Origin of the sequence: Caballeronia sp. LZ033 (assembly GCF_031451265.1) — a bacterium.
Lineage (GTDB): Bacteria > Pseudomonadota > Gammaproteobacteria > Burkholderiales > Burkholderiaceae > Caballeronia.
In genome coordinates this window covers 3294611-3316589 of the sequence record NZ_JARUXQ010000001.1, presented here as the reverse complement: position 1 = coordinate 3316589, position 21979 = coordinate 3294611, and the positions used below count along the sequence as shown (strand labels likewise).

The following is a 21979-nucleotide window of genomic DNA, read 5'->3' as shown; positions in this document are numbered from 1 at the left end:
ACCATCCTCGGCGTGCTCGATAACCAGTTCGGGTTCGCTTGGAGCTCTGAAATCCCGACCACTGACCCGCAAGAATCGCTTCCATAGTTGCCTCTTCCGAACCTGTTACTTGACCCAGTACCAGAGCTTCTAACAGGTCTCGTTAATCTGCCCGTGGCCGGCTGTAAACGGGGATAGGGCGTTGACCATTCCTCCTCCTTCGCGTAATGTTGAAATTTCAATCCTTTGTTTCTTAACTGGAAAATGACAGAGGACGAACTCAACGCGATCCGGAACGACATCCTCATACGGATGGACGATCCCGATTACGTGGTGCCATCTGAGTGGATCGATGATGAGATAATTTCGATCAAGTACCGCGAGATGCGAGATCCGCGACCAAGTGCATTTACCGTGGACGAGGTCATTAAGGCGCTCGAGAGTATGCGCGATGCGCCCCTCCACTCTGAAGAGGAGCACAAGGCATGGTCTAAGCAACTGATCCGCGATATGGAGGATCAGGTTGCGGAGATTAAGGAGGCGCGTAGATTGCTCGAGGAAAACAAGGACCTTAGTCCGGCGGAGCGCTCCCGTCTCGAATTGCTGGCTGACACGAAATCCAGCATTGCGCGCTGGCGTAAGCGACGCGAATTGGCAGGAAGAGAGTACCCCGTTAAAACGGAGAACCAGAACGACGACGAAGCTTGACCCGCTCATTTTCGAATACGACACGAAGGAAGACGCGGAAGCCTACGACGTGTGGTTCAGAAAGAAGGTGCCGGAAGAACTCGATGATCAAGGCCCGGACATTCCGCACGAAGCGGTGATGGACGAGACGGACCGGATCATCCAGGAAGCTGAGGGGAGGCAGAAGGCAACCAAGGGATGACGCGTAAAGTTCGTTGGTCGCGCCCGAGCCCGCTAATTTGCGCTGAATCGTTCCCTACATCGCAGAAGTCAACTCGGCCGCTGCTCGCGACATGAACAGTCGGATCGAAGCATCGGCCACCATTGCCTCAAGCTCCCTTGTTCTCCCCCGCGAAAGTCGCGTAAAAGCCACACGCGAAATGGCCCACTGCTCAAGGGAGGTGCGGCCCCTGCACTGCTCAAGGCGCAGTTCCTATGGTACTGCCCGTTTGCTGGCGAGGATGTCTTGGTCAGCTGAGAGTTCGTCGAGCTCGAAGTCATTCCACCGACCCCTTTGCACTATTCAAGGTGCAACATCGCTGTCAGACGCGTGCCGGCAATGTCATGGAATTTTCACAGAAGGCCTTTCGGGGTGGGCACGAACTAGGCAATCAGATCGTTAGGCCGTCCGTGCTTGGAAAGCAGAATGTATTAGTGGTTGTGCAGATCGGGCGACTCGGTTCATCCAGCACGAGATGACCGGCGAACCGCCCGCCATACGTGCCTTCCAGTTTCCAGCCCGAGAGTTGCGTAGCGAGGATCTCCGGCCACGCCCATTTCTGCGAAGGCCCTCAGTTTCCCGCTGGGCGTTTCTCTTTCCGCGTCAGCTTGTGGCCTTGTGGTTTGCAATGCAATTATCAATGGAATCAAAGGGTTAAGTTTTTTGTTCCGCCACGAACGATTCGAGCGTTCGTTGATAAGCGTCCTGCACTGCCTCGGCAACCGTCTCGGAACGGAATTCGAGCCGCATGACATTTCGGGCGCGACGTCCATCACACCACGTGCTCTTGCTATCCTTTACTTTAATTGACGCCGCTGCAGGAGTAGCTGCCGTCCTCGTACGAAACGGCTCGCCGGCCGTCGACTGACTGGGCTCCGGGATTTGATGTCTTCAATCTTTTCACTGAGTCGCAGCGCGCATTAGACCTCCATCAGGGAGGTCGACATGCGTGTGAAAGCGGGAATCGATGTGCCTCACGAACTGATCCATCGGATCCTTGAGCCGCGTGTATGCCGCAACGCTGCCCTCGGGCTCAGTGCGTATAGACGGTTGAGAGTTGAGCGACGCGCTCTGCAACATGAGGTGAGCGCTTTCAACGCATAGTGTCCGCACTGAGCGATAGTTGCGCCTTGATCAATTCGATCGTAGATACGGGCAACGCACGAGAACCGCGAGTTGCCCGTCAACGTTCACCCGAAATTTACGCTTCGGTCAGTCTATCGGACTGCCGCGTCACACCATCTCGATATTGCACGGTAATCTGCGAACTTGGTACGTCCGTATGACAGCACGGGCACTGGGCACGCTCAATTCTCCGTTCGGCACGGATCTTCGACATCATAGTCTTGAGGGTCCCTGCTTTGATGTCAAAGTCGGGACTCTTCATTAGCTCGACGAGTTCTTCGTACTTGCCACCAGCCTTCAGTTTCTCATCGAGCAGATCGAAAATCTCACGGATGATGTCCAGATTCGACATTGCCCGCTTTGGTTGATATTCCTGCATCTTTGCGCGCAACATCTCCAGCACATTCTTACTCGATCTTTTCGCATCATCTATACGAGTTTCCTGACAGTTAACCCGAGCCGAAGCAAATGCAGCCCCCATCGACGTATTCTCCTGTCCCATATTCATCCTTCCCGTGAAAATTTTTACACGCGGTGTAGCTGCCGCGAGCAGGCTGCGCTACCCAGCGGTGATAACTCGTGGAGGCAGGCCGATTCAACGGGCCCCCAAGCCTTCAGATTCCCGTCGCGGCTAGCCGAGGCACCGCATGAGCGGGGTATGAAGCCTGTCAGCCAAGATCCATGCGTTGGCCCGTCTGGCGCAGCGAAGAGCTATTTGCGATATGCCAAGAGCTACTTTGCATATCCCCGTTGTCCCCATGTCGGCATCCTTCAGACGCGCCTATTAGGCCTCCGCCACCCGCCTTGCGCGGACGACCGGCGGCCGATCTCGCACTCGGCATACGACCAGTACCGAAGCATTTGCATTTCACCGAGGGCTTCACGTACACGTACTGGCTACGCTTCGCCAGATAGCTCAGCGCGCACATCAGCTTTCCGCGCTTGATCGTGTCGCTGTGACCAATCTCACCGATACCCCACCGCTCGCCGTGCTTGTGCTTGTCGCGGTTGCAGTTGTGGTACAGCCCACGGCCCTGGGTAATGGTGTTCACCCAGTACTGACCAATCTGCTCACCGAGCCATTCATGCTTCTTCACCTTCGAGCCATCGAAGATGAACGCGGCGTGCAGGTGGTAACCACTCGCGCGAGACCACTCGATGCGCCAGACCTTACCGACGCAGTGCCGAAAGATTGACGGCTTGGAGCGCATGTTTTCGAACAGGTGATCACGGTCCGCCATCACCTCGGAAACGTCGAAACGCGCTTGCGTTTCCAGCACTTCACCGGTTTCCGGCTGGCGGCCATACAAGCGTTCTATACGGAGCATCGACTCCTTTGCTAGCGCACGCTTCGCGGCATCAACCTGCTTCGCATTCGGGCATGCCACCTTGTACTCAAGATCGATACGGACCACTACCAGGCGTGCGTATCGCTCGAACAACGCATCTATGTAAACTTTCAGACGCGCAGCATTATCATCAATGCCATTCTGCCAATCCTCAATCTGTTTCTTTATGTTGACGCGCACGCCCTGTTCATACATGAACGCCAGGAAATTATTGAATACCTCGGCTTCGCTGCTACCGTCAGCCGTCTTATCGTTCGGATTCGTAAAGCGGCATTCCACGATGTCGTGATTCATAAAGCACTCGAAGAAATGCCTCAACAGCGGTGCAAAATTCTCATGATGCCGATAGAGATCGGTCATATTCGGCATCTGACGGTAGTAGTTAGCCAACGCAGAGGCTTCGACAGCAGCCGACTTACCCATCCGTTTATCGAACTTGAAGGCGACTTGCTTCTTCTCTATCACTCTGTACATTAAGTTCACAAGTGTATGCAGGCTCTTGGTACTCTCACCTAGCAAGACACGACTCCCTTTCTTATCTCGAGCGCCATCGATTCGAGAACCTAGATCGATTGATTCTGCTGCCAGATTTCCTAGACGCTCGCCTACGAGCTGCTTCCATGTTTTTTTTTCTTTCATATCTCTTCCACTGACGATCGTGAAATGGTCAGTGGTTCATCCTTGCCTAACACGTTCAAGACGCCAGGTCCTTGTTCACGTCGATGTAGCCGGTATCGTTGTCGATGTTCGCCATCATTTCTGTTACTTTTTTTTCATCTACTATATTTTCATTCCCTATATGTTCATTTACTATATATCTCAGTAATAACCAGAATTCCCTATGTGTGATGCGCCCACTCCAGCGACAAAAATGGCATTCCATTACCGGCGTGATCGCAGCCTTTCCGCCGCTATGGGATATACAGAAACGTCCCCGCGTTAGCATGCGGATGGTTTGAGGTCATCGAGGGCGTTGATTGGCTGCTGACCCAGCCATATAACGAGATGGATACTCGGTCTAACGCGACTCGATCCGGCTTACCTGCAGAAACGGTTAATCGCGCGGCAGATGCGAGCAGTAGCGATAACAATTCATTCCGCCTCCGCGATATTCGCAAGGTTTGACGAGTCGAACAGCTTCGTGATTTCAGCCAAAGGCCATGCAAGCTTGCGATTCGGTAAGCGCACGGGGCGAATACCGATATAGTGGCCGTTTACACTATGGGACTTCAGCAGCGTTTCGGGCAAAACAAGCAGCCTCGACGCCGCGGCCTCGGTGTCAATGTGTGTGTGTCGATGAATCAGATAGCAGGCCTTCGCACAAGCCAGATGCAAATCGCCATGGTTGGAATCGACGGGCATCGATCTCCCGGACAATGCAACCGGGTGGCTCGCCGTCACTTGAGCCAACATCGCCGAAGCGTTTTCGCGATGGGGGTCGATCGAGGAAGTTACCGAATTTTTGCTCATCGCTTGCTCTCCTTTCTGGGTGAAAATAATCGGGGACCGCGCCGCGGAGCGCCTGGAGCCTGACGGACGTGTCCATTTCAAAGATCCCGGATCACGACAGATCGCGGAGAAGCAAGGTTAAGCGTAGTTATGACGTATTTGATCGTTCCGTAGACTTATGCGATATACGCGGATTTATGCGTGGGTATTGTTCGCAGGGGTATCGTCAACCAACTGGCTCCTCGACGGCTTCTCCCACAATCACTAGCTCGTGTATCTCGGATACTGGGCACAGCCACTTGGTGGCGTTATCAAACGTGAAGATTCTGTGCCCAAAGCGGGCCGCTCGCCAGGTCGGTTGCGCCATACGTCATCGCGTTGATCGGATCGCTGTTTGTTGCCGATCCGCGTCGAGCACAGTGGAATCGGAGAGTCCGCTGGCAGTTCGATTCACCGCCCATACTCTTCATCATCGAGCGCATCGTCGCACGGTTGAGCGCGCCTGGGAGTGCGCTGAGATACATACGCGGGCCGTGGCCCCAGCTGCTTTCCCCGGTCTAACCAGAGCGACACTGGCCAATCTCGAACAACGCCGGAGCGGGAGCTCAATACGGCTGTTTGTCGATATGGTTGCCGGTCCTTCGGCTAGCACCAATCCGTGTTCGCTCGTCGAGACCTACAGCCCAGGGGTTGAGCCATAACGGTACTCGACACGACTGCCGACGAGTACGCGACCGAATTACGTTGGGCCCTCTCTGAGCGGATTCAGAGAGCAGCACGGGTTATTGGTTAGTTACCCTTTTCAGGGTTCTTAGCCGAGAGGTCACGTCGTTCACGGTGAAGTCCCGTTCTGTCGCAGTTTTGTCCTTATAGGTAAGGACATGTCCGTCCTCCGACACCTTGACGACGGGATGAGGATGTGGGTCCATGCGAGCTATGGCTAAAAGTTGGCGAAAAATCGTTTGGGCGTTGTCGCTTCTGCCGCTACGCTCCCAGGCCTGCATGATGATGTCCGCCATCTCTCCGCGTAGTACTGGGAGTTTTTTTTGGGCGTCGGTTTTGCTGTGACGTGCCGCAAGGCTGCGTTCGCGATCGCAAAGTTCCGGATATATGAATCTCAGGTGAGAGGTCGATTCATCGATTGACGTTGCCGCGCCACTCCCGGTAGCTAGATTCTCGGCACCGGCGCAGCGGCGAATGCGAGATCGAACTAGCTCATGCGAAACGTTTTGGCAATCCAGAAAATCGATCAGTGCACCGCGCTCAAAACCTAAACACTCGACCCAATGGCGATCGACGCGATGAAACAATGGTGGTAGACCACGAGGCTGTTTCAGACCTGCATCGAATTTGCCATTCAGATAAGCCATCAGGCGCTCCTCAGAATCCCGAGACATAAGCTCAAGAAAAGACATGGCGCGCTTCGATTCCTCTGGATCAAGCCGAACAGGCCTTCCCGTACTCACCCAGTTGCGCCACACGGGTCTTTCGTCGCCTGCCTCGCTCAGACAGAAATGCAAGTCGGCGGCGGCGTTCCAGCGCCTGTAGGAGCGGGCAAGGCTAGCGGCCAATAACGCGGCTTGGCTACGGTGGATGCGGTTATGCTCCGGATCAAATCCACAATAGGGCAAAGTGGAAAATGCGCAGCGCTCAATGCTTCTCTCCCAATGCGAGGGTAGATCGATACGTTTTGCAATCCCGTCGATCGCTTCTGATAGCCCGACAGCCATGGAAGGTTGATCCTGCGAAAGTTGCTCACTCTTTTCGCTCGCTGCTATGATCTGACCCGCATTCTCGGATGACGTTGATTTAGCCTAGTACAGCGTCTGGAAGCCGGGATCGTGGCCTACAAGTCAAGGCGCTGTAAGCAACGTCGAGACAATATCGTCGCGCTCGGCCAGTGTACCGACCGTCACTGCTCGCACTAGGAATGACATGGATCCGGGTGGACCGAATCCGGTTACACAAGGGTTACACGGACCGCAGAAACACAAATGGGTTACAGGCGATCTGCCTGTAACCCATTGATTTTCCTGGTGGAGAGGAGGAGGATCGAACTCCCGACCTTCGCATTGCGAACGCGACGCTCTCCCAGCTGAGCTACCCCCCCAACGAAGCAAAATAATATCACAGCGGATTGGCTGAGGTGCAAGCCATCGGACGATAGCGGCTCACCGGCTTACTTGCCAGGCGCCCCAGCCAGCACCCAAGCCACGACCGTCTTGATATCCGCATCATTCATCCGCGGGTGGGAAGGCATCGGAATCGATCCCCAGACTCCCGCCCCACCGTTCTTCACCTTCTTCTCAAGCTGCACGCTAGCCTGCGGTTGCCCCTTGTACTTCTCCGCAACTTGCTGAAACGAAGGCCCAACCAGCTTCCGATCAACCGCATGACACCCCATGCACGCATTGCTGCGAGCGATGGCCATCGCATCAGCGGCAGAAACAGCCTGCTCCGCCGCCTTAGCATCGATCGCCACCACAACCATCGCAACAACAACCACCAATCCGCGCATTCTCATTTCACCGCCGGAGCAGAGCCTGAAGAAGAAGCCCCCGGATGCACATCCGAGTTCTTCACTGGCGCAGGCGCTTGCTGATCGAGCGGACGCGACGTCACCCCGGAATCAGGCACCGTCCCCACCGTAGCCTCCGCTGGAGCCGGCGCGCTCGCCGCCGACACCGCGCTCGCATCCGATGCCGCCGCCGCCTCCAGCGCCTGTGCCTCTTCCGGCTTGATGTACTGATACACCTTCACCACCTGCTCCACGCCCGGCACCCGCGCCGCGACATCCGCGCCATGCGCACCTTCATCCTGCGTCACAAGCCCCATCAGATAAACGATGCTGCGCTCGCACACCACCTTGTAGTAGTTCGCGCGCAGATCCTTCTCGCCGACCATCGCCGTCTTCACGCGCGTCTCGAGATATGAGTCATTGGCCCGCGACGAAAGCGAGCTCGCCCCCTGCACCGACAGCTCATTGACAATGCTGCCCACATTGTTGATATCGCGCACCACGGCCTCGGCCTTCTGCTTCGCGGCATCATCCGGAACTTCGCCGGTCAGCAGCACACGCCGATTGAACACCGTCACGTTCACATGCGCGGTATCCGGCAGGTTCTCGTTGATGCGCGAAAGCGCCTTCACCTGAATCTCGCGATCCTCCGTCTGGGCACCGAGCGTGCGCCGGTCGGTCGCGATCAAGGTTCCCCCGGCCGCCGCGCCGACCACCGCAAGCGCGCAGCCCTGCAACGTCAACGCAACCCCCGACAACATGCTCAGCACCAGCGTGGCATTGGCCAAAGTCGCCTTGACGCGTGTCTTGTTCATCAACTCCGTTCCCCCTTTGAGTTTCAATCGTCGCCGAGCAGCATCGCATCGATGCCGTCGCACAGACAGTGAATGGTCAGCAGCTGGACTTCCTGGATCCGCGCCGTCCGCTCCGACGGCACGCAGATATGGATGTCGGTTTCGGCCAGCACGTCGTTCATTGCGCCGCCGCCGTCGCCGGACAGCGCGATCACGAGCATCTCGCGCCCATGCGCCTCCTGGATGGCCGCGAGCACGTTCACATCATTCCCCGACGTACCGAGCGCCAGCAACACGTCTTCCGCCTGCCCCAGCGCGCGCACCTGGTTCGAGAAGATCTGCTCGAAGGCGAAGTCGTTGCCGATGGCCGTCAGGATCGAGGTATCGGTGGTCAGTGCAATCGCCGGCAAGCCCGGACGCTCCCGCTCGAAGCGGCCAATGAGATGCGCCGCGAAACGCTGCGCATCGGCAGCCGAGCCGCCATTGCCGCACACGAGAATCTTGTTGCCATTGGCGAGTGCGCCAAAGAGCGTGTCGACGGCCGCCGCGATCGGGACCGCCAGCGCATCGAGTGCTTCGAGTGTGAGCGACGCGCTGTCGCGAAAATGCTGCTGGATACGTTCGACTGACATCGCTCTCGATCATCGGCCGCAACCTGCGGCGCCGTGCGGCATGTGAGGGTAGCGCCCGAAGCGCTGCCCGGACGAAGGTTGTTGCGCAGTTTACCGCATGCATCACGCAGCACGACGCTGCTTCAGGCTTCGTCCGCGCGAAAGGCGTCGGGCAGCCAGTGGATGCGGCCGGCATCGAAGGTGACGACATCAAAACGGCAGGCCGGCAACGCGCCGCGCCATGTCGCCAGGAAATGCTCCGCGGCACGCACGAGCCGCGCACGTTTCCTGGCATCGATACTCGCCGCCGCCTGCGCGAAGCGTCTGCTCCGCCTCGCCCGCACTTCGACGAACACCAGCGCGCCGTGCGCATCGAGCATCACGAGATCCAGTTCGCCGCCGCGGCACGTCACGTTGCGCGCGACCAGCCGCATGCGCCGCCGCTGCAGATAGTCGAGCGCGTGAGCTTCGAACGCATCGCCGAGCGTCTTGGACATGGCTTCTCCACGAAAGTTGTCGACGGGACGGCTACATCGGGCGTGGCAAAATGACGTCCTTTCCCCCGATGCCCGTCACATGTCGTCACTTCCCGCGTCACTCTCCGGCCTCGCCGATGGACAGACCTATCCGACGGGCGCGCTCTACGTGGTCGCCACCCCGATCGGCAATGTCGCGGACATCACGCTGCGCGCGCTGCATGTGCTTGGACTGGCGGATCGCATCGCCGCCGAAGACACGCGCAACACCTCGCAATTGCTCGCGCGCTACGGCATCTCGAAACCGTCGATCGCCGTACACGAGCACAACGAGAACAGCGCCGCCGAACGCGTGATCGCGCATTTGCGCAACGGCGAGCGCATCGCCTGTGTCTCCGACGCCGGCACGCCGGGCATCTCCGATCCTGGCGCGCGTCTCGTCGATGCCGTGCGTGAAGCCGGACTTCCGGTGATCCCAATGCCGGGCGCCAGCGCGCTCACGACAGCCTTGAGCGCGGCCGGCGCCTGGGTGAAGAGCTTCACGTTCATCGGCTTCCTGCCGACCAAGGCAAAGCAGCGCGCCACGCATCTGCGGACGCTCACTCATCATCCGATGGCACTGGTCTTCTACGAAGCGCCGCACCGCATTGTCGAGACCGTGCGCGCGCTCGCCGAGGCCTTCGGCGGCGACCGGCAGTTGTTGATTGCCCGTGAGTTGACGAAGTTACATGAGAGTCTGCATCGCTGCACCCTGGCCGAAGGGCCAGCATGGCTCGAAGCCGATGCAAACCGTCAACGCGGCGAGTTCGTGCTGGTGGTGGAAGGCGCGCCCGATACCGAGGACGCCGATGACGCCCACGACGGCCTGCTTGGAACCTTGCTGGAGGAGTTATCGGTGAAGAGCGCGGCGCGCATCGCCGCGACCTTGACCGGCGCGTCGCGCAATGTGCTCTACGAGCGCGCGCTCATGCTCGCGAAGCGCGCAGGGCACGAGAGCCATGAAGCCAACGACAAATAAAAAAACGGGCCGTCGCAAGACGGCCCGTCATGGTTCCGGAACGAAGCAACGCGTTCAGGCAATCACTGAAACCCGCGCGATCAGTTCACGCTGTCGTCAGCCAGCGACTGCGCCTGTTCTTCACGAGCCTCGCGCGCTTCCTGCTGCGTGAGCCCTTCGATCTTCACCTTCTGCGTACCCGTGCCGCGCATGCCGAGCACGGCCGCGGCGGCATAGGACAGGTCGATCACGCGTCCGCGCACGTACGGGCCACGGTCGTTGATCTTCACGACGACCGTCTTGTGATTCGCCTCGTTCGTCACGCGAACCCACGAAGCCAGCGGCAACGTACGGTGCGCGGCGGTCATGGCGTTCATGTTGAACTTCTCGCCACTGGCAGTCTTGCGGCCATGGAACATGCGGCCGTACCACGACGCCTTGCCCTTCTGTTCGAAGCTGCCGACGTCCGGACCAGTGGTGATCGGCTCGGCGTCAGACAGCGACTGCGTCGGTTGCGCCGGCTTGTCCGCCGGAAGCGCGGACAGGTGCGAATCGAAGGCGAGCGGCCCGACCGGGCGGGCACTGCTCGTGCTGAGAGACTTTGTAGTCTGAGGATTGGATGCGACATCGCCCGAACCCGGCGCGGCGCAACCAGCCAGCACACCAACGGCTAGCAGGCTCCCGACATGTCGAATAAATCGAGCATTCATAGACGTGTACCAACGATAAAAGCGCAGCCGCGCTGCGCTGGTCGGCGCGCGCAAGGCTGCACGAGGCATGGCCGCGCCAAAGCACAAAGCCGCTCGGTCAAGCGAACGGCTGGCCCTGCACGGATGCGGCGTACTCGTGCCGCAAAGCCCGGTTATTGTTCACGTCTGGCGCAACCTGTCCCCGGCAGCCTGACCAGACCCCACATGCCGCCATCGAACATGGCATCACGCTCGTGCGCTGGACAAACCAGTAAGGCGCAGGAACGGCGGCGTAGGCCCCATCCGGCGTGACGGCAGCAAGGCCATCTGACAGACGCGCGGCGTCTGGCCGGACAAGACGTGTGCACCTACGGAAGGTGCTTGAATTGCGATTGCGAGGCTTTTGGCCCCCAACAGCGTACTGAAGGCAATTGTAAAAACGCGCTAGCGTCTGAACATTCACCTGATGACAGCATGGTGACTCCCATGCACAAGTAGTGCCATTATACAAAAAAACCGGGGTTGAGCTCACCGGACTGTGCAAACCGTCATTGATTTTCACTATGACCGTAAGAATTGCCGGTTCCCGCCTCGTTTTCCGTCATTAACCGAGGCCCATCGCTCCCCAATGCGGCTCGGTACAATGGACGTTTTTACAGCCTCACTGGTACCCACGACAGTCATATGAAAGTCATTCTCGTTCCCGTGACGCCGTTCCAGCAGAACTGCTCCATCGTCATCTGTGAGACGACGCGGCGCGCGGCGGTCGTCGATCCAGGCGGCGACATCGAACGCATCATCGCGGCAGTCGAGCAGCAAGGCGTAACGGTCGAGAAGATCCTGCTGACGCACGGCCATCTCGACCATTGCGGCGGAGCGAAAGCGCTCGCGGACCACTACGGTGTACAGATAGAGGGCCCGCATCGGGAAGACGCGTTCTGGATCGACCAGTTGCCAGAGCAGACGCAGCGCTTCGGGTTTTCGAATGCCGAAGCCTTCACCCCCGCCCGCTGGCTCGACAACGGCGACACCGTGCAGTTCGGCGACGAAACCATGGAGGTCTATTTCTGTCCCGGCCATACGCCGGGTCATGTGATCTTCTTCAGCCGGGCTCACGAGGTGGCGTTCGTCGGCGACGTGCTGTTCGCGGGGTCCATTGGCCGCACCGACTTCCCGCGCGGCAATCACGCCGATCTCGTGCGCTCGATCCGCGAAAAGCTCTGGCCGCTCGGCGACGACGTCACCTTCGTGCCAGGCCACGGCCCAGCCTCGACGTTCGGCGAAGAACGCCGCAGCAATCCCTACGTCGGCGATGGAGTCCCCGCGTGAATGCCATTCCCGAAATCTACGTCAGCACCGACGTCGAAGCCGACGGCCCCATTCCCGGTCCGCATTCGATGCTAAGTTTCGCGTCGGCCGCCTTCACTGCCGATAAGCAACTCATCGCCACGTTCTCCGCGAATCTCGAAACGCTCGAAGGCGCAGCGCCGCATCCGGTGCAGGCCGCCTGGTGGAAGACGCAGCCCGACGCGTGGGCCGCCTGCCGCAAGGACCTGCAGAAACCCGAGCCGGCACTGCGGGCCTATGTCGAATGGGTGGAAGCCCTGCCGGGCAAGCCGGTGTTCGTCGCTTATCCGGCGGGCTTCGACTTTACCTATATGTTCTGGTACATGATGCGCTTCGCCGAGCGCTGCCCGTTCTCGTGGTCGGCGCTCGACATCAAGACGCTCGCCTTCGCGATGACGGGCCTGCCGTACCGCAAGGCCATCAAGCCGCGTCTGCCCAAACACTGGTTCGACGAATTGCCGCATACCCACGTCGCGCTCGACGACGCCATCGAGCAAGGCGCCCTCTTCTGCAACATGCTGGCGGAGTTGCGCGCCACGCAAAAGGCGGCTGGCGTCACGGCCGGGGCACCCGGCGACACGGAAGGTAAAACCGCGCAGTGAGGCCAGCGAGTTAGGGAAACTCCCTCAGTGCAGCCGCATTGCATTGCGTTTCTTTTCCGAGGCCTCTACCATAAGAGTCAGATCGCGACCGAACGGAGGCGCAGTTGACTCTCGATACATTCTCACAAAAAATCCTGCGTCTTCTGCAACTGGATGCACGACGCTCCGTTCAGGAAATTTCGGATCAGGTCGGGCTGTCGAGTACGCCATGCTGGCGTCGCATCAAGGACATGGAGCAATCTGGTGTGATCCAGCGCTACACCGCGCTGCTCGACCGCGAAAAGCTCGGCCTGCACGTCTGCGCACTTGCCCATATCCATCTCACACGGCACACGGAAGGCGGCGTCGAGCAATTCGAGCGCGAGATCGCCACCTGCCCCGAAGTGACCGAGTGCTACAGCACCACCGGCGAATCGGACTACATCCTCAAGATCGTCGCGCCGGACATCAAGGCCTACGACGCATTCCTGCACGACCGCATTTTCAAGATTCCGGCTGTCGCGCAGGTTCGCACCAGCGTCGTGCTGCGCGAGATCAAGTTCGATACGCAGTTGCCGCTTTGAGTCGAAACACCGGCGCTCTGGCCTGACGCTTCAGGTTGCGCGGTCGGGATGCGGAGCGCGGGAAACGTCGAGCGCCTGTGTCAGGCGAATTTCACGCGCGCCGATCCGTCGGGCGAGTGCCTCGAAGTTAATCGCACCGAGCCTTGCTTCGGTGTCATGCGCGGCCGGCGCCGGCAAGACGATCTCGACGGCAAAGCCGCCGCTCAAATAATGCAGGCCCAGCGACTGAACCGTTAAGCCATGCTGAGCAAACGCACTGCGCACGGCTTCGCTGACCACCGACCGCAAGGGGAAGTTGCCCGGCAACGGATTGAGCTCATCGCTTTCCGGATCGACGTGAATGAGCGCATCGAGCACGCGCGGGTCGGCGCGGACATGGGCGCGCGCCGATTCCGCGATGAAATGACCTTCCGAAACCGATATCAGCGGATCCACGAGAATATGAGCATCGACCATGGCGAGATCGCCCATTTTTCTCGTGCGTAGTTCATGCACTTCCCGCACGCCGGGCGTGTTCAGCAAAATCACACGCAAATCATTCGTGGTGGTTTGATCGAGCGCGCGATCGGACAAATCCTGCAACGCGTCCCACGCGAACGTCCATCCCATTTTCGCAATCAGAAACCCCACAAGCGCTGCGGCAATCGGGTCGAGAATACGAAATCCCGCCAGACTGCCGACAATTCCCAACGCAACCACCAGCGAAGAAGCCGCATCAGAGCGCGCATGCCATGCATTTGCGACCAACATGGCCGAACGAACTCTTTCCGCAGCACGGAGCATGAATCGAAACAATGCTTCTTTCGAAATCAATACAACGATTGCCACCGGCAAGGCGATGGCGTGAACCGGCGGAATATCCTGAAGGTTCACGAGTCGGGTTCCCGCGCGCCATAACATGCCGACTCCGACCGCGATCAACAATCCGCCGAGGAATAATGACGCAACCGTCTCATAACGGCTATGCCCGTAGTTATGATCGAGGTCTGGCGCGGCGGCCGCATGCCGATTGGCGACCAGAACAATGAAATCAGACACAATATCGGCCAGAGAGTGAATGCCGTCCGCAATCAAGGCCTGGGAGTGAGCAAGAAAACCGACGACGAGTTGCGCAATCACGAGTCCGCTATTCAGCCCAATGCTCGCCCAGGTCGTCCTGCGGGCAACTGCCTGCTTTTCAGCAACACTCGAACTCGAAAGTGACATGTGATTGCGTCCTGCTTGTTCAGACGGTCACTTTAACGCGCCGCGCGCAAATAATGCCGGGTTCGCATCGTATGTTTGAAGCTGGCCTGCAAGAATTTCGGACAAGTCTACTGCGGCATTCGTCGCCGCAACAAAACCTGCGCCACAAAAACAGAAAGGCCGTGTCCCTGCGGACGCGGCCTTTACCGACAATCTTGACGCAAAAAGTTACTTGCTGATCAGGAAGCTGTCGCGGTCCTGTCCGGCAATCCATTTCGGCGGCTTGCCGCGGCCAGACCACGTGCTGCCGCTTTCCGGGTCGCGATACTTCGGTGCGACGCCCGAACGGCTGCGCGATGCCTTTGACACCTTTGCACCCCGGCCGCCAGCGAGTTCCTGAAGCGTGATGCCGTAATCCGCCATTTTCTGCTTGATCTCATTAAGTACTTCGGCGTATTCGCGCGACTTTGCTTCTTCAATCTGGCGTTCAAGAGACTCGCGCTGTGCGAGCAGTTCCTTGTATGAAGGCATGGCAATTCCCTAAGTGGTTTGCTGATTTACGAATCGACTCGCTCGCTTGCAGTTTTCGGTATAGCCTCGGACTGGCACGCAGATTAACACAGTTCCGATTAACGCGGCACGTGCGGTTTGCCGCTTAATAAACTTTTGCGACTTTCTTCGTAAGATTTGCCGATAATTCCGAGCGCCGAAGCACTGTCCATTAAGCTTAAAAAGATGCAGCGCAAACAAAATACCCGCGTCGTGCTGCCATCGCATGATAACAATCCGCCTGTCACACCTCGAACGTTTCATGGAATGACAGCTTGGTGAGCTTCTCGCTGGATTTTGTAATGTCCATGAGAAGCCTCCGGCTCTTTTACCATTCAGTGGGAATTCAGACGTTTCGCTCGAAACAATCGATAAGCGCAAGCTTCAGTTCATCTCTTGTTTCCTTGGGCTTATCGAATGTAAAACGATTGCGACAGTCTTCATGCTGCAAATCGCATCCGTAACGGTCAATCCCCATTAATCGGGTTCCGGCAGGCCGGCCGGGATAAGCGTCGAAATATTCACACAACGATGATTCGTCATCGTATGAAAGCGGCTCGAGCGGATCCAGCTGGTCTTCGCCGAGCCAGCCCATCGCGCCAAAGCCGCCGATATAACGCATCCGCGCCAGTTTCATCACCCAGAAAGAGAAGTCGCCCAATTCCAGATAACGCGCCGCTTGCGGGTGATAGCGCAGATAGCGTCGGGCGAGCCGGTCGCTCTCTTCCGGCGCCGCGGGCGAGAAAGCGCCGAGCATCGTCAGACGCTGTCCCTCCAGCACGTCGCCGTGTCCCGCGTGAGTGACCAGAAAGCCCGCCTGTGCATTGGCTTGCAGGTTGCGCGTGTGTTCGGCGAGACGGCTGATCAGCAGCATCGGCAGGTGCTTCGCGGTCAGTGCAAACGGCAGGGCGGTCGGATACGGAAAGCCCTCGGGTTCGCGCGAATGCGTGGCGAGCGTGCCTTCCGCGACGTGATGCAGCAAATGAAGCGGGGCTTGCGACGGAATATGCATTGAATCCTCGTACGGCTGCGATATGTCCACGCGATGGTAATGCAGCGCCCTCAAGCGTGTCTCCTGGCCGTTCGATAGAATCGAAAGCCTTCGCGCAAGCAGGCAAGCTGTCAGGTTGCCCTGCGTTGCGCCCCACTCCAGAAGCCCTCCCGTGTCAGATTCGACCACCGCCTCTTCCGCCGTCCGCGAAACCAGTCCGGCGCTCGCGCTGCATCGCAGCCTTCCCTACGCCACGCGCGTGCGCGCCCGCTACGCGACGATGGCCATCTTCTTCATCGCCGGCATGATGTACGCAACGTGGGGCGTCCACGTGCCGACGGTGCGCGACAAGTTCTCGCTCAGTCCCGGCATGCTGTCCCTCGCGCTGTTCGCGGTGGCAGGCGGCTCGATTTTCGCGATGCTCACCGCCGGCTCGTGGATCGCGCGCGCCGGCACGCGGACCGCGTGCATGACGGGCGGCGTCCTGATGATGGTCTGCGGCGCGCTGGTGCTCGTGACGCCGTGGTTTTGGCTGCTGCTGCTCGTGCTCGCCCTGTTCGGCTTCGGCATGGCCACGCTCGACGTCGCGATGAACGCCGAGGCCAGCGCGGTCGAAGAGGCTCTGGACCGGCCGATCATGTCGTCGCTGCACGGCATGTTCAGCATCGGCGGGATGGCGGGCGCGGCGGCGGGCGGCGCGCTGCTCGCCCACGGACTCGCGCCGGCGGCGCATTTCGCGCTGGCCTCGGGCGTGAGCCTGCTGGTGCTGCTCGTCTCGATCCCCGCCACGCTGCCGCACGTGCCGCATCACGATGAACACGCGAAGGCGTCGTCGTCGAAACGCTGGCGCTCGGGCGCGCTGTGGGCGCTCGGCGGCCTGGCGCTGATCGCGCTGATCGCCGAGGGCGCGATGTACGACTGGGCCACCGTCTACATGCGCGACGTGGTGCAGGCGACGCCCTCGGTATCGAGCGCCGCCTACGCCGCCTTCTCGGGCGGCATGGCGGCGGGCCGCTTCGGCGGCGACGCGGTGCGCGCGCGCTTCGGTGCGCCGCAACTGATCTTCGGCAGCGCGGGGCTCGCGTTCGTCGGCATGGTGATGGCGCTCGTGCTACCGAACACCGTCTTCACGATGACCGGCTTCACGCTGATGGGACTCGGTCTCGCGAACATGATGCCGGTGCTGTTCGCGGCGGCGGCGCGCGTCGAAGGCGTGACGCCCGCCGAAGGACTCGCGCAGGTCGCGGGTCTCGCGTATTTCGGGCTGTTGCTCGGGCCGGTGCTGATCGGCGGCGTTGCACAGGTCACCAGTCTGCCCATCGGCCTGTGCGTGGTCGCCGCCTGCTGCGCGATCATCACGCTGATCGGACCGAAGATCCTCAGACGGCTGAAGATATAAAAAACGCGCGGCCCTTGCGGCGCCGCGCGTTTCTCAGGACCGAAGTCCCGTGTGACTTACATCTTGACGACGTCGAGCAGGGTCTTCTTGCCCTTCTTGTAGTCGTACAGCGAGATCACGCCGTGCTTCAGGTCGCCCTTCGAATCGAAGCTCGTCTGACCGATCACGCCCTTGTAGTCCGTGTTCGGCATCGCAGCGAGGATCTTCGCCGGATCGGTCGAGTTCGCGCGCTTCATCGCGTCGACGATGATGTACACCGCGTCATACGTGAACGGCGCGTAGATCTGGATCGGCTGGCCGAAACGCTTCTGGAACTTGGCCGCGAATGCCGCGCCGCCGTCCATCTTTTCCAGCGCCATGCCGGCTTCCGAGCACACGACGTTGTCGGTCGCGTCGCCGGCGAGGTCAGCCAGCTTCTCGGTGCAGACGCCGTCGCCGGCCAGAACCTTCGCGCGCAGGCCGAGCTGCTTGGCTTGCTTCGCGAACGGGCCGCCGGTTGCGTCCATGCCGCCGTACATCACGGCGTCGGGGTTTTCGCCCTTGATCTTCGTCAGAATCGCGCGGAAGTCGACAGCCTTGTCGTTCGTCGCGTCATGCGAGATCACCTTCAGGCCAAGCGACTTGGCCGTCTTCTCGAACTCGTTCGCGAGACCCTGGCCGTAAGCGGTCGAGTCGTCGACGACGGCAACCGTCTTCACCTTCAGGTTCTTCGCCGCGTAGTTGGCGAGCGCCGGGCCCTGTTGCGCATCGGTCGCGACGACGCGGTACGTCGTCTTGAAGCCTTGCTGCGTGTAGGCCGGGTTCGTTGCCGACGGGGAAATCTGCACGATGCCCGCATCGCTGTAGATCTTCGACGCCGGGATCGAGGTGCCGGAGTTCAGGTGGCCGACGACGGCCACGACCTTGTCATCGACGAGCTTCTGCGCAACCTGCGTAGCGGTACGCGGGTCAGCGGCGTCGTCTTGCGGGTCCAGTTGCAACGTGATCTTTTCACCGCCGATCGTGAGACCCTTTGCGTTGATCTCTTCGACTGCCAGCCGCGCGCCGTTTTCGTTGTCCTTGCCCAGGTGAGCAATGCCGCCGGTCAGCGGAGCGACGTGACCGATCTTGACGACCTGGTCGGCTGCTGCGGTCGTTGCCAGCGTGGCGAACAAAACAGCCGCGGCGCTGATCGGCAACAGTTTGTGAAGCTTGGTGTTCATGTAAGTCTCCAGTTTCGGTCCCAAAAACAACGTAATCGCCCTGTGCCCCGTCTTTCATCTCGATCGCTCAGTCCCGTGGACGACCACGCCGGATGCATCGTCATGCACTTGGCAAGTCCTTCCGGCGGGCCGTTCGTGGCGGCCGCCATCCGCACTGCGCGCAAGTGTAGGGTTGTCAAATTAATTTAGGGAAGTTTTTTAGGATACTGGTGTCACTACCGATTAACGGCCAGTTGTGAGCGCCGTCGGTTTGTGCTGGCGTTTGCGCGAAGACGCCCTGTTCATGCGGGTTTCCGCGACATCGGCTTACAGTCTTTTGAGCGTCATTCAAGTTTCATCACACGACGCCGATAATCTCCGGCCGTCAGATCATTAGCCCGTTTTAAAGCCTCGCTTTTAGCCGGCGATTAGGCTCGCCGCTCTAAAAATGCTTCACGTGGTCAAGCATCGTGCCAGGCAGCGCCGAACCGGCACAGGGCGGCTGAAAGGGAAAGCTGGCACACTCACCCGCCTCGGCATCTCACACACAAGGAGCTTCGACGTGACCGTACCCGTGACATCCCGCTGGATCGACATTCCCGCCGATGGCGGCAGCTTCCAAGGCTATCTCGCCCTGCCCAAGACGGGTAGCGGACCGGCCGTCATCATCCTGCAAGAGATCTTCGGGGTGAATGGCCACATCCGCAGCGTTGCGGATCAATATGCGGCCGATGGCTATGTCGCACTCGCACCGGACGTCTTCTGGCGCACGCAGCCGCGCGTCGAGCTGGGCTACGAAGGCGCGGATCGCGAGAAGGCGATGGAACTGCTGCAGAAGACCAAGGTGGAAGCCGCGGTCGCCGACGTCGGCGCAGCGGCCAAGGCGCTGCGCGCATTGCCGGAAGTGACGGGCAAGGTGGCGGCGATCGGTTACTGCTTCGGCGGCCGGCTAGCCTATCTGGCGGCGGCGCAGGGATCGTTGGATCTGGCAGTGGCGTATTACGGCGGCGGCATTCAGAACGCGCTCGATCAGGCCGACCAGGTCAAGGTGCCGATGCAGTTCCACTACGGTGAACTCGACGCTCACATCCCGGCGGACGCGGTGGATGCCGTGCGGCAGAAGTTTGCCGCACGCAAGGATTCGGAACTGTATGTGTATCCGCAAGCCGATCACGGCTTCAACTGCGGCGATCGCGCTTCGTACAACGCGAAGGCATCGGCGCTCGCGCACGGACGCACGCTGACCTTCCTCGGCGAACACCTGTAAGCACTCGACGGCGCGCGCACGAAAGCGCGCGCCGGTCAGGCGTGGAACAGCCTGCGGGACTGCCGGGCCGGCGCTAGATCAGCGCGGGCAGTCCTTCGACCAGCAGGAACGCGGCGAGCACGCCGAGCAGCGCACCGCACACGCGCAAGGTGTTGTTCTTGAAATGCGTTGCGCAGGGAATGGCCCCGAGGAACAGGGCGCCGGCGAGCGCCATCGGAATGATCAAGATGAAGTCGCCGATCGTGAAATACGTCATGGTGCGTCTCCCTTCGTCCAGCTTGTACCTGGGTTGTCGCGCGCTGAAGTTCTGTTCTGTGCGTCGACATTTCGAGTATAGGCGGCGCCTCGAAGGGCGTCGGGCCTTCTTCGTTCGGCGGGAGACAAGCGCAATCGTAAAACCCTTGCGCGACAAGGGCTTGCAGTCAACTTTTTTAAGCGCCCGCGTAAAAACCCTTACTTTCTTCGTATTTCAACTGGCTTTCTGATTGACGCGTGGCCTATCGCGGGTGCAGTTCCGATCTTCCGCTCCCTGCGATCGAGATACACCGCAGCCGCCAGCCCAACCAGCAGCAGCGCGCCGATGAGTCCGGCCACGCCCGGCCAGCCGAACGCGGTCCAGAAGTGGCCGCCATATGAGCCGATCACGCTCGAGCCGATGTAATACGCGAGCAGATAGAGCGCCGCCGCCTGACCTTTCGCCTGCGCGGCGAGCCGTCCGACCCAGCCGCTCGCCACCGAATGGCCGGCGAAGAAACCGAACGTCAGGCAGGCGATGCCCGCGATGATCACCGGCAGCGACATCGACAGGGTCAGCGCGATGCCGAGCATCATCAGCAGAAGACTGGCGATCAGCACACGGCCGCGCCCGAAGGCATCGGCCAGCTTGCCGGAACTGGGCGAAGCGATGACTCCTGTCAGATAGACGGTGAAGATCGCGCCGATCTGGGTCTGATTCAGGCGGAACGGCGCGCCGAGCAGGCGATAGCCGACGTAGTTATACAGCGTGACGAAGCTGCCCATCATGACGAAGCCCAGCAGGAACAGGAACGGCAGGCCGCGATGGCGCACGTGTCCGGCCAGCGAGCGTCGATGCTGCGTGAAACCGACGCCGCGCCGGGGCTGAAAGCGTTGCGACGGCGGCAGCAGCGCGCGAAAGATCAGCATGGCGAGCAGTCCTAGCACCCCGATTCCGCCGATCGCCACGCGCCAGCCGAACAGGTCCGCCAGCACGCCGCTGATCACGCGCCCGGCCATGCCGCCAATGGCCGTTCCGCCAACATAAAGTCCCATCGCGAGGCCGAGACCCTTCGGATGCACTTCCTCGGCGAGATAGGCCATTGCGACGGCGGGCACGCCGCCGAGCGCAAAACCGGCCAATGCGCGCACGATGAGCAGCGCGTGCCAGTCCGGCAGCACGGCCGCGAGCACGGTCAACACCGACGACGCCAGCAGCGAAAGCGTCATCAGCCGATGACGGCTCCAGCTTTCAGAGACGAATCCCGCGATGAAGATCGCGATCGCCAGGGCGGCCGTGCTGACCGACACCGCCAGCGCGCTGACTGCCGCCGAACGCCTTCGTGAACTCCGGAAGCAGCGGCTGCACGCAATAAAGTAGCGAAAAGGTGGCGTAGCCGGCGAACAGCAGCGCGAGCGACGCCCGCCAGTAGGCCCGCGAGCCGCGTTCGAGATACGGGGGCTCATCGACATCGCCTTCCGGAGTTTGCCCAGCCGAAGCAGCGCTCATTTTTAAGTATTCTCTGACAAACCTTCAACGATACGCCGCCCTGAGGGTTTTGCCTAATGCGCGGAACGGTTTGGCGGAAGATCAGCGAGTAATTACTTCCAACCGTCTGCGCTCGACAACATAAGACGGCAATTGGCGTCGCGTCGGCGCGCCGCGATGCGCTAAAGTAAGCGCACAATCGTTCATGATCGCCGCGCGCCGAGCCCCTTCGCGCAAGGCTGACGCAGCGAAAGTGTGGTGCACGAGCCGTCAGAAGC

The 21979-nt window shown here is 60.0% G+C and carries 22 protein-coding genes, 1 tRNA gene and 1 pseudogene; 8 read left to right on the top strand and 16 right to left on the bottom strand.

Annotation, left to right across the window (positions count from 1 at the left end; genetic code table 11):
• The first annotated feature begins 243 nt into the window (after window positions 1–243).
• Window positions 244–687 (top strand): hypothetical protein, encoded by a 444-nt coding sequence (locus tag QCE62_RS15505; protein WP_309919448.1) that lies wholly within the window; start codon window positions 244–246, stop codon window positions 685–687.
• Window positions 605–868: a stability determinant gene (locus QCE62_RS35280; protein ID WP_409017844.1), complete on the top strand. Its 264-nt coding sequence runs from the start codon at window positions 605–607 to the stop codon at window positions 866–868. Before QCE62_RS15505 ends, QCE62_RS35280 begins: the two co-directional genes overlap by 83 nt.
• A gap of 1219 nt (window positions 869–2087) precedes the next feature.
• Here QCE62_RS35280 and QCE62_RS15495 read toward each other — a convergent pair.
• From QCE62_RS15495 to QCE62_RS15455, 9 genes are all read right to left on the bottom strand, one after another.
• Window positions 2088–2513 (bottom strand): hypothetical protein, encoded by a 426-nt coding sequence (locus QCE62_RS15495; RefSeq protein ID WP_309919441.1) that lies wholly within the window; start codon window positions 2511–2513, stop codon window positions 2088–2090.
• Window positions 2514–2679: 166 nt separating this feature from the next.
• Entirely contained in the window at window positions 2680–3999 is a 1320-nt protein-coding gene (locus QCE62_RS15490) for an inovirus-type Gp2 protein (protein ID WP_309919439.1), read from the bottom strand.
• Between the two features lie 453 nt (window positions 4000–4452).
• Window positions 4453–4830 (bottom strand): hypothetical protein, encoded by a 378-nt coding sequence (locus QCE62_RS15485; RefSeq protein WP_309919437.1) that lies wholly within the window; start codon window positions 4828–4830, stop codon window positions 4453–4455.
• 761 nt (window positions 4831–5591) lie between these two features.
• Window positions 5592–6539: a hypothetical protein gene (locus tag QCE62_RS15480; RefSeq protein ID WP_309919435.1), complete on the bottom strand. Its 948-nt coding sequence runs from the start codon at window positions 6537–6539 to the stop codon at window positions 5592–5594.
• A 304-nt stretch (window positions 6540–6843) separates the two neighbouring features.
• A tRNA-Ala gene (locus QCE62_RS15475) sits at window positions 6844–6919 on the bottom strand.
• 69 nt (window positions 6920–6988) lie between these two features.
• A complete protein-coding gene (locus QCE62_RS15470) occupies window positions 6989–7333 on the bottom strand; it encodes a c-type cytochrome (RefSeq protein ID WP_309919432.1) in 345 nt (114 codons plus the stop codon).
• Window positions 7330–8142: a BON domain-containing protein gene (locus QCE62_RS15465; RefSeq protein ID WP_309919429.1), complete on the bottom strand. Its 813-nt coding sequence runs from the start codon at window positions 8140–8142 to the stop codon at window positions 7330–7332. The genes QCE62_RS15470 and QCE62_RS15465 overlap by 4 nt, the downstream gene beginning before the upstream one ends.
• 23 nt (window positions 8143–8165) lie before the next feature.
• The gene (locus QCE62_RS15460; RefSeq protein ID WP_309919426.1) at window positions 8166–8753 is read right to left on the bottom strand and encodes a phosphoheptose isomerase; all 588 of its coding nucleotides are present in this window, start codon (window positions 8751–8753) and stop codon (window positions 8166–8168) included.
• Between the two features lie 122 nt (window positions 8754–8875).
• Window positions 8876–9229: a YraN family protein gene (locus QCE62_RS15455; RefSeq protein ID WP_309919423.1), complete on the bottom strand. Its 354-nt coding sequence runs from the start codon at window positions 9227–9229 to the stop codon at window positions 8876–8878.
• Window positions 9230–9308: 79 nt separating this feature from the next.
• Between QCE62_RS15455 and rsmI the strand changes: the two genes are divergently transcribed.
• Window positions 9309–10226: a 16S rRNA (cytidine(1402)-2'-O)-methyltransferase gene (gene rsmI / locus QCE62_RS15450; protein ID WP_309919420.1), complete on the top strand. Its 918-nt coding sequence runs from the start codon at window positions 9309–9311 to the stop codon at window positions 10224–10226.
• 80 nt (window positions 10227–10306) lie between these two features.
• Here rsmI and QCE62_RS15445 read toward each other — a convergent pair whose 3' ends face one another.
• Window positions 10307–10915 carry a septal ring lytic transglycosylase RlpA family protein gene (locus QCE62_RS15445; protein WP_309919417.1) on the bottom strand — a complete coding sequence of 203 codons (609 nt, stop codon included), beginning with the start codon at window positions 10913–10915 and terminating at the stop codon, window positions 10307–10309.
• Window positions 10916–11578: 663 nt separating this feature from the next.
• Between QCE62_RS15445 and QCE62_RS15440 the strand changes: the two genes are divergently transcribed.
• From QCE62_RS15440 to QCE62_RS15430, 3 genes are all read left to right on the top strand, one after another.
• Window positions 11579–12223, top strand: coding sequence for an MBL fold metallo-hydrolase (locus QCE62_RS15440; RefSeq protein ID WP_309919414.1), 645 nt, complete (start codon window positions 11579–11581; stop codon window positions 12221–12223).
• The gene (locus QCE62_RS15435) at window positions 12220–12843 is read left to right on the top strand and encodes an exonuclease (RefSeq protein ID WP_309919411.1); all 624 of its coding nucleotides are present in this window, start codon (window positions 12220–12222) and stop codon (window positions 12841–12843) included. The genes QCE62_RS15440 and QCE62_RS15435 overlap by 4 nt, the downstream gene beginning before the upstream one ends.
• A gap of 104 nt (window positions 12844–12947) precedes the next feature.
• Window positions 12948–13406, top strand: coding sequence for an Lrp/AsnC family transcriptional regulator (locus QCE62_RS15430; RefSeq protein ID WP_008352298.1), 459 nt, complete (start codon window positions 12948–12950; stop codon window positions 13404–13406).
• A gap of 30 nt (window positions 13407–13436) precedes the next feature.
• Here QCE62_RS15430 and QCE62_RS15425 read toward each other — a convergent pair whose 3' ends face one another.
• The 3 genes from QCE62_RS15425 to QCE62_RS15415 form a co-directional block, all read right to left on the bottom strand.
• Window positions 13437–14612 carry a cation diffusion facilitator family transporter gene (locus QCE62_RS15425; protein WP_309919408.1) on the bottom strand — a complete coding sequence of 392 codons (1176 nt, stop codon included), beginning with the start codon at window positions 14610–14612 and terminating at the stop codon, window positions 13437–13439.
• Between the two features lie 207 nt (window positions 14613–14819).
• The gene (locus QCE62_RS15420) at window positions 14820–15122 is read right to left on the bottom strand and encodes an H-NS histone family protein (protein ID WP_309811155.1); all 303 of its coding nucleotides are present in this window, start codon (window positions 15120–15122) and stop codon (window positions 14820–14822) included.
• A gap of 364 nt (window positions 15123–15486) precedes the next feature.
• Window positions 15487–16152, bottom strand: a complete 666-nt coding sequence (locus tag QCE62_RS15415) for a pyridoxamine 5'-phosphate oxidase family protein (RefSeq protein ID WP_309919405.1) — start codon at window positions 16150–16152, stop codon at window positions 15487–15489.
• A 151-nt stretch (window positions 16153–16303) separates the two neighbouring features.
• On the opposite strand from QCE62_RS15415, the gene QCE62_RS15410 reads away from it, so the two are divergent.
• A complete protein-coding gene (locus tag QCE62_RS15410) occupies window positions 16304–17530 on the top strand; it encodes an MFS transporter (protein ID WP_309919402.1) in 1227 nt (408 codons plus the stop codon).
• A gap of 56 nt (window positions 17531–17586) precedes the next feature.
• Here the strand turns inward: QCE62_RS15410 and QCE62_RS15405 are convergent, their stop codons facing one another.
• Entirely contained in the window at window positions 17587–18732 is a 1146-nt protein-coding gene (locus QCE62_RS15405) for a branched-chain amino acid ABC transporter substrate-binding protein (protein WP_309919399.1), read from the bottom strand.
• A gap of 541 nt (window positions 18733–19273) precedes the next feature.
• On the opposite strand from QCE62_RS15405, the gene QCE62_RS15400 reads away from it, so the two are divergent.
• Window positions 19274–19978 (top strand): dienelactone hydrolase family protein, encoded by a 705-nt coding sequence (locus tag QCE62_RS15400; RefSeq protein ID WP_309919397.1) that lies wholly within the window; start codon window positions 19274–19276, stop codon window positions 19976–19978.
• 73 nt (window positions 19979–20051) lie between these two features.
• Here QCE62_RS15400 and QCE62_RS15395 read toward each other — a convergent pair whose 3' ends face one another.
• Together QCE62_RS15395 and QCE62_RS15390 are read right to left on the bottom strand one after the other, a co-directional pair.
• Window positions 20052–20234, bottom strand: a complete 183-nt coding sequence (locus QCE62_RS15395; protein WP_309811135.1) for a hypothetical protein — start codon at window positions 20232–20234, stop codon at window positions 20052–20054.
• Window positions 20235–20431: 197 nt separating this feature from the next.
• Window positions 20432–21722 (bottom strand): annotated as a pseudogene (locus QCE62_RS15390) (MFS transporter).
• Window positions 21723–21979 lie beyond the last annotated feature (257 nt).

What these genes read in the sequence shown, in the direction of transcription:
- QCE62_RS15415 (WP_309919405.1), bottom strand. Translation starts at nt 16,152, where the DNA reads ATGCATATTCCGTCGCAAGCCCCGCTTCATTTGCTGCATCACGTCGCG.
- QCE62_RS15495 (WP_309919441.1), bottom strand. Translation starts at nt 2,513, where the DNA reads ATGGGACAGGAGAATACGTCGATGGGGGCTGCATTTGCTTCGGCTCGG.
- QCE62_RS15445 (WP_309919417.1), bottom strand. Translation starts at nt 10,915, where the DNA reads ATGAATGCTCGATTTATTCGACATGTCGGGAGCCTGCTAGCCGTTGGT.
- QCE62_RS15490 (WP_309919439.1), bottom strand. Translation starts at nt 3,999, where the DNA reads ATGAAAGAAAAAAAAACATGGAAGCAGCTCGTAGGCGAGCGTCTAGGA.
- QCE62_RS15420 (WP_309811155.1), bottom strand. Translation starts at nt 15,122, where the DNA reads ATGCCTTCATACAAGGAACTGCTCGCACAGCGCGAGTCTCTTGAACGC.
- QCE62_RS15460 (WP_309919426.1), bottom strand. Translation starts at nt 8,753, where the DNA reads ATGTCAGTCGAACGTATCCAGCAGCATTTTCGCGACAGCGCGTCGCTC.
- QCE62_RS15485 (WP_309919437.1), bottom strand. Translation starts at nt 4,830, where the DNA reads ATGAGCAAAAATTCGGTAACTTCCTCGATCGACCCCCATCGCGAAAAC.
- QCE62_RS15425 (WP_309919408.1), bottom strand. Translation starts at nt 14,612, where the DNA reads ATGTCACTTTCGAGTTCGAGTGTTGCTGAAAAGCAGGCAGTTGCCCGC.
- QCE62_RS15505 (WP_309919448.1), top strand. Translation starts at nt 244, where the DNA reads ATGACAGAGGACGAACTCAACGCGATCCGGAACGACATCCTCATACGG.
- QCE62_RS15465 (WP_309919429.1), bottom strand. Translation starts at nt 8,142, where the DNA reads ATGAACAAGACACGCGTCAAGGCGACTTTGGCCAATGCCACGCTGGTG.
- QCE62_RS15470 (WP_309919432.1), bottom strand. Translation starts at nt 7,333, where the DNA reads ATGAGAATGCGCGGATTGGTGGTTGTTGTTGCGATGGTTGTGGTGGCG.
- QCE62_RS15395 (WP_309811135.1), bottom strand. Translation starts at nt 20,234, where the DNA reads ATGACGTATTTCACGATCGGCGACTTCATCTTGATCATTCCGATGGCG.
- QCE62_RS15440 (WP_309919414.1), top strand. Translation starts at nt 11,579, where the DNA reads ATGAAAGTCATTCTCGTTCCCGTGACGCCGTTCCAGCAGAACTGCTCC.
- rsmI (WP_309919420.1), top strand. Translation starts at nt 9,309, where the DNA reads ATGTCGTCACTTCCCGCGTCACTCTCCGGCCTCGCCGATGGACAGACC.
- QCE62_RS15480 (WP_309919435.1), bottom strand. Translation starts at nt 6,539, where the DNA reads ATGGCTGTCGGGCTATCAGAAGCGATCGACGGGATTGCAAAACGTATC.
- QCE62_RS15455 (WP_309919423.1), bottom strand. Translation starts at nt 9,229, where the DNA reads ATGTCCAAGACGCTCGGCGATGCGTTCGAAGCTCACGCGCTCGACTAT.
- QCE62_RS15405 (WP_309919399.1), bottom strand. Translation starts at nt 18,732, where the DNA reads ATGAACACCAAGCTTCACAAACTGTTGCCGATCAGCGCCGCGGCTGTT.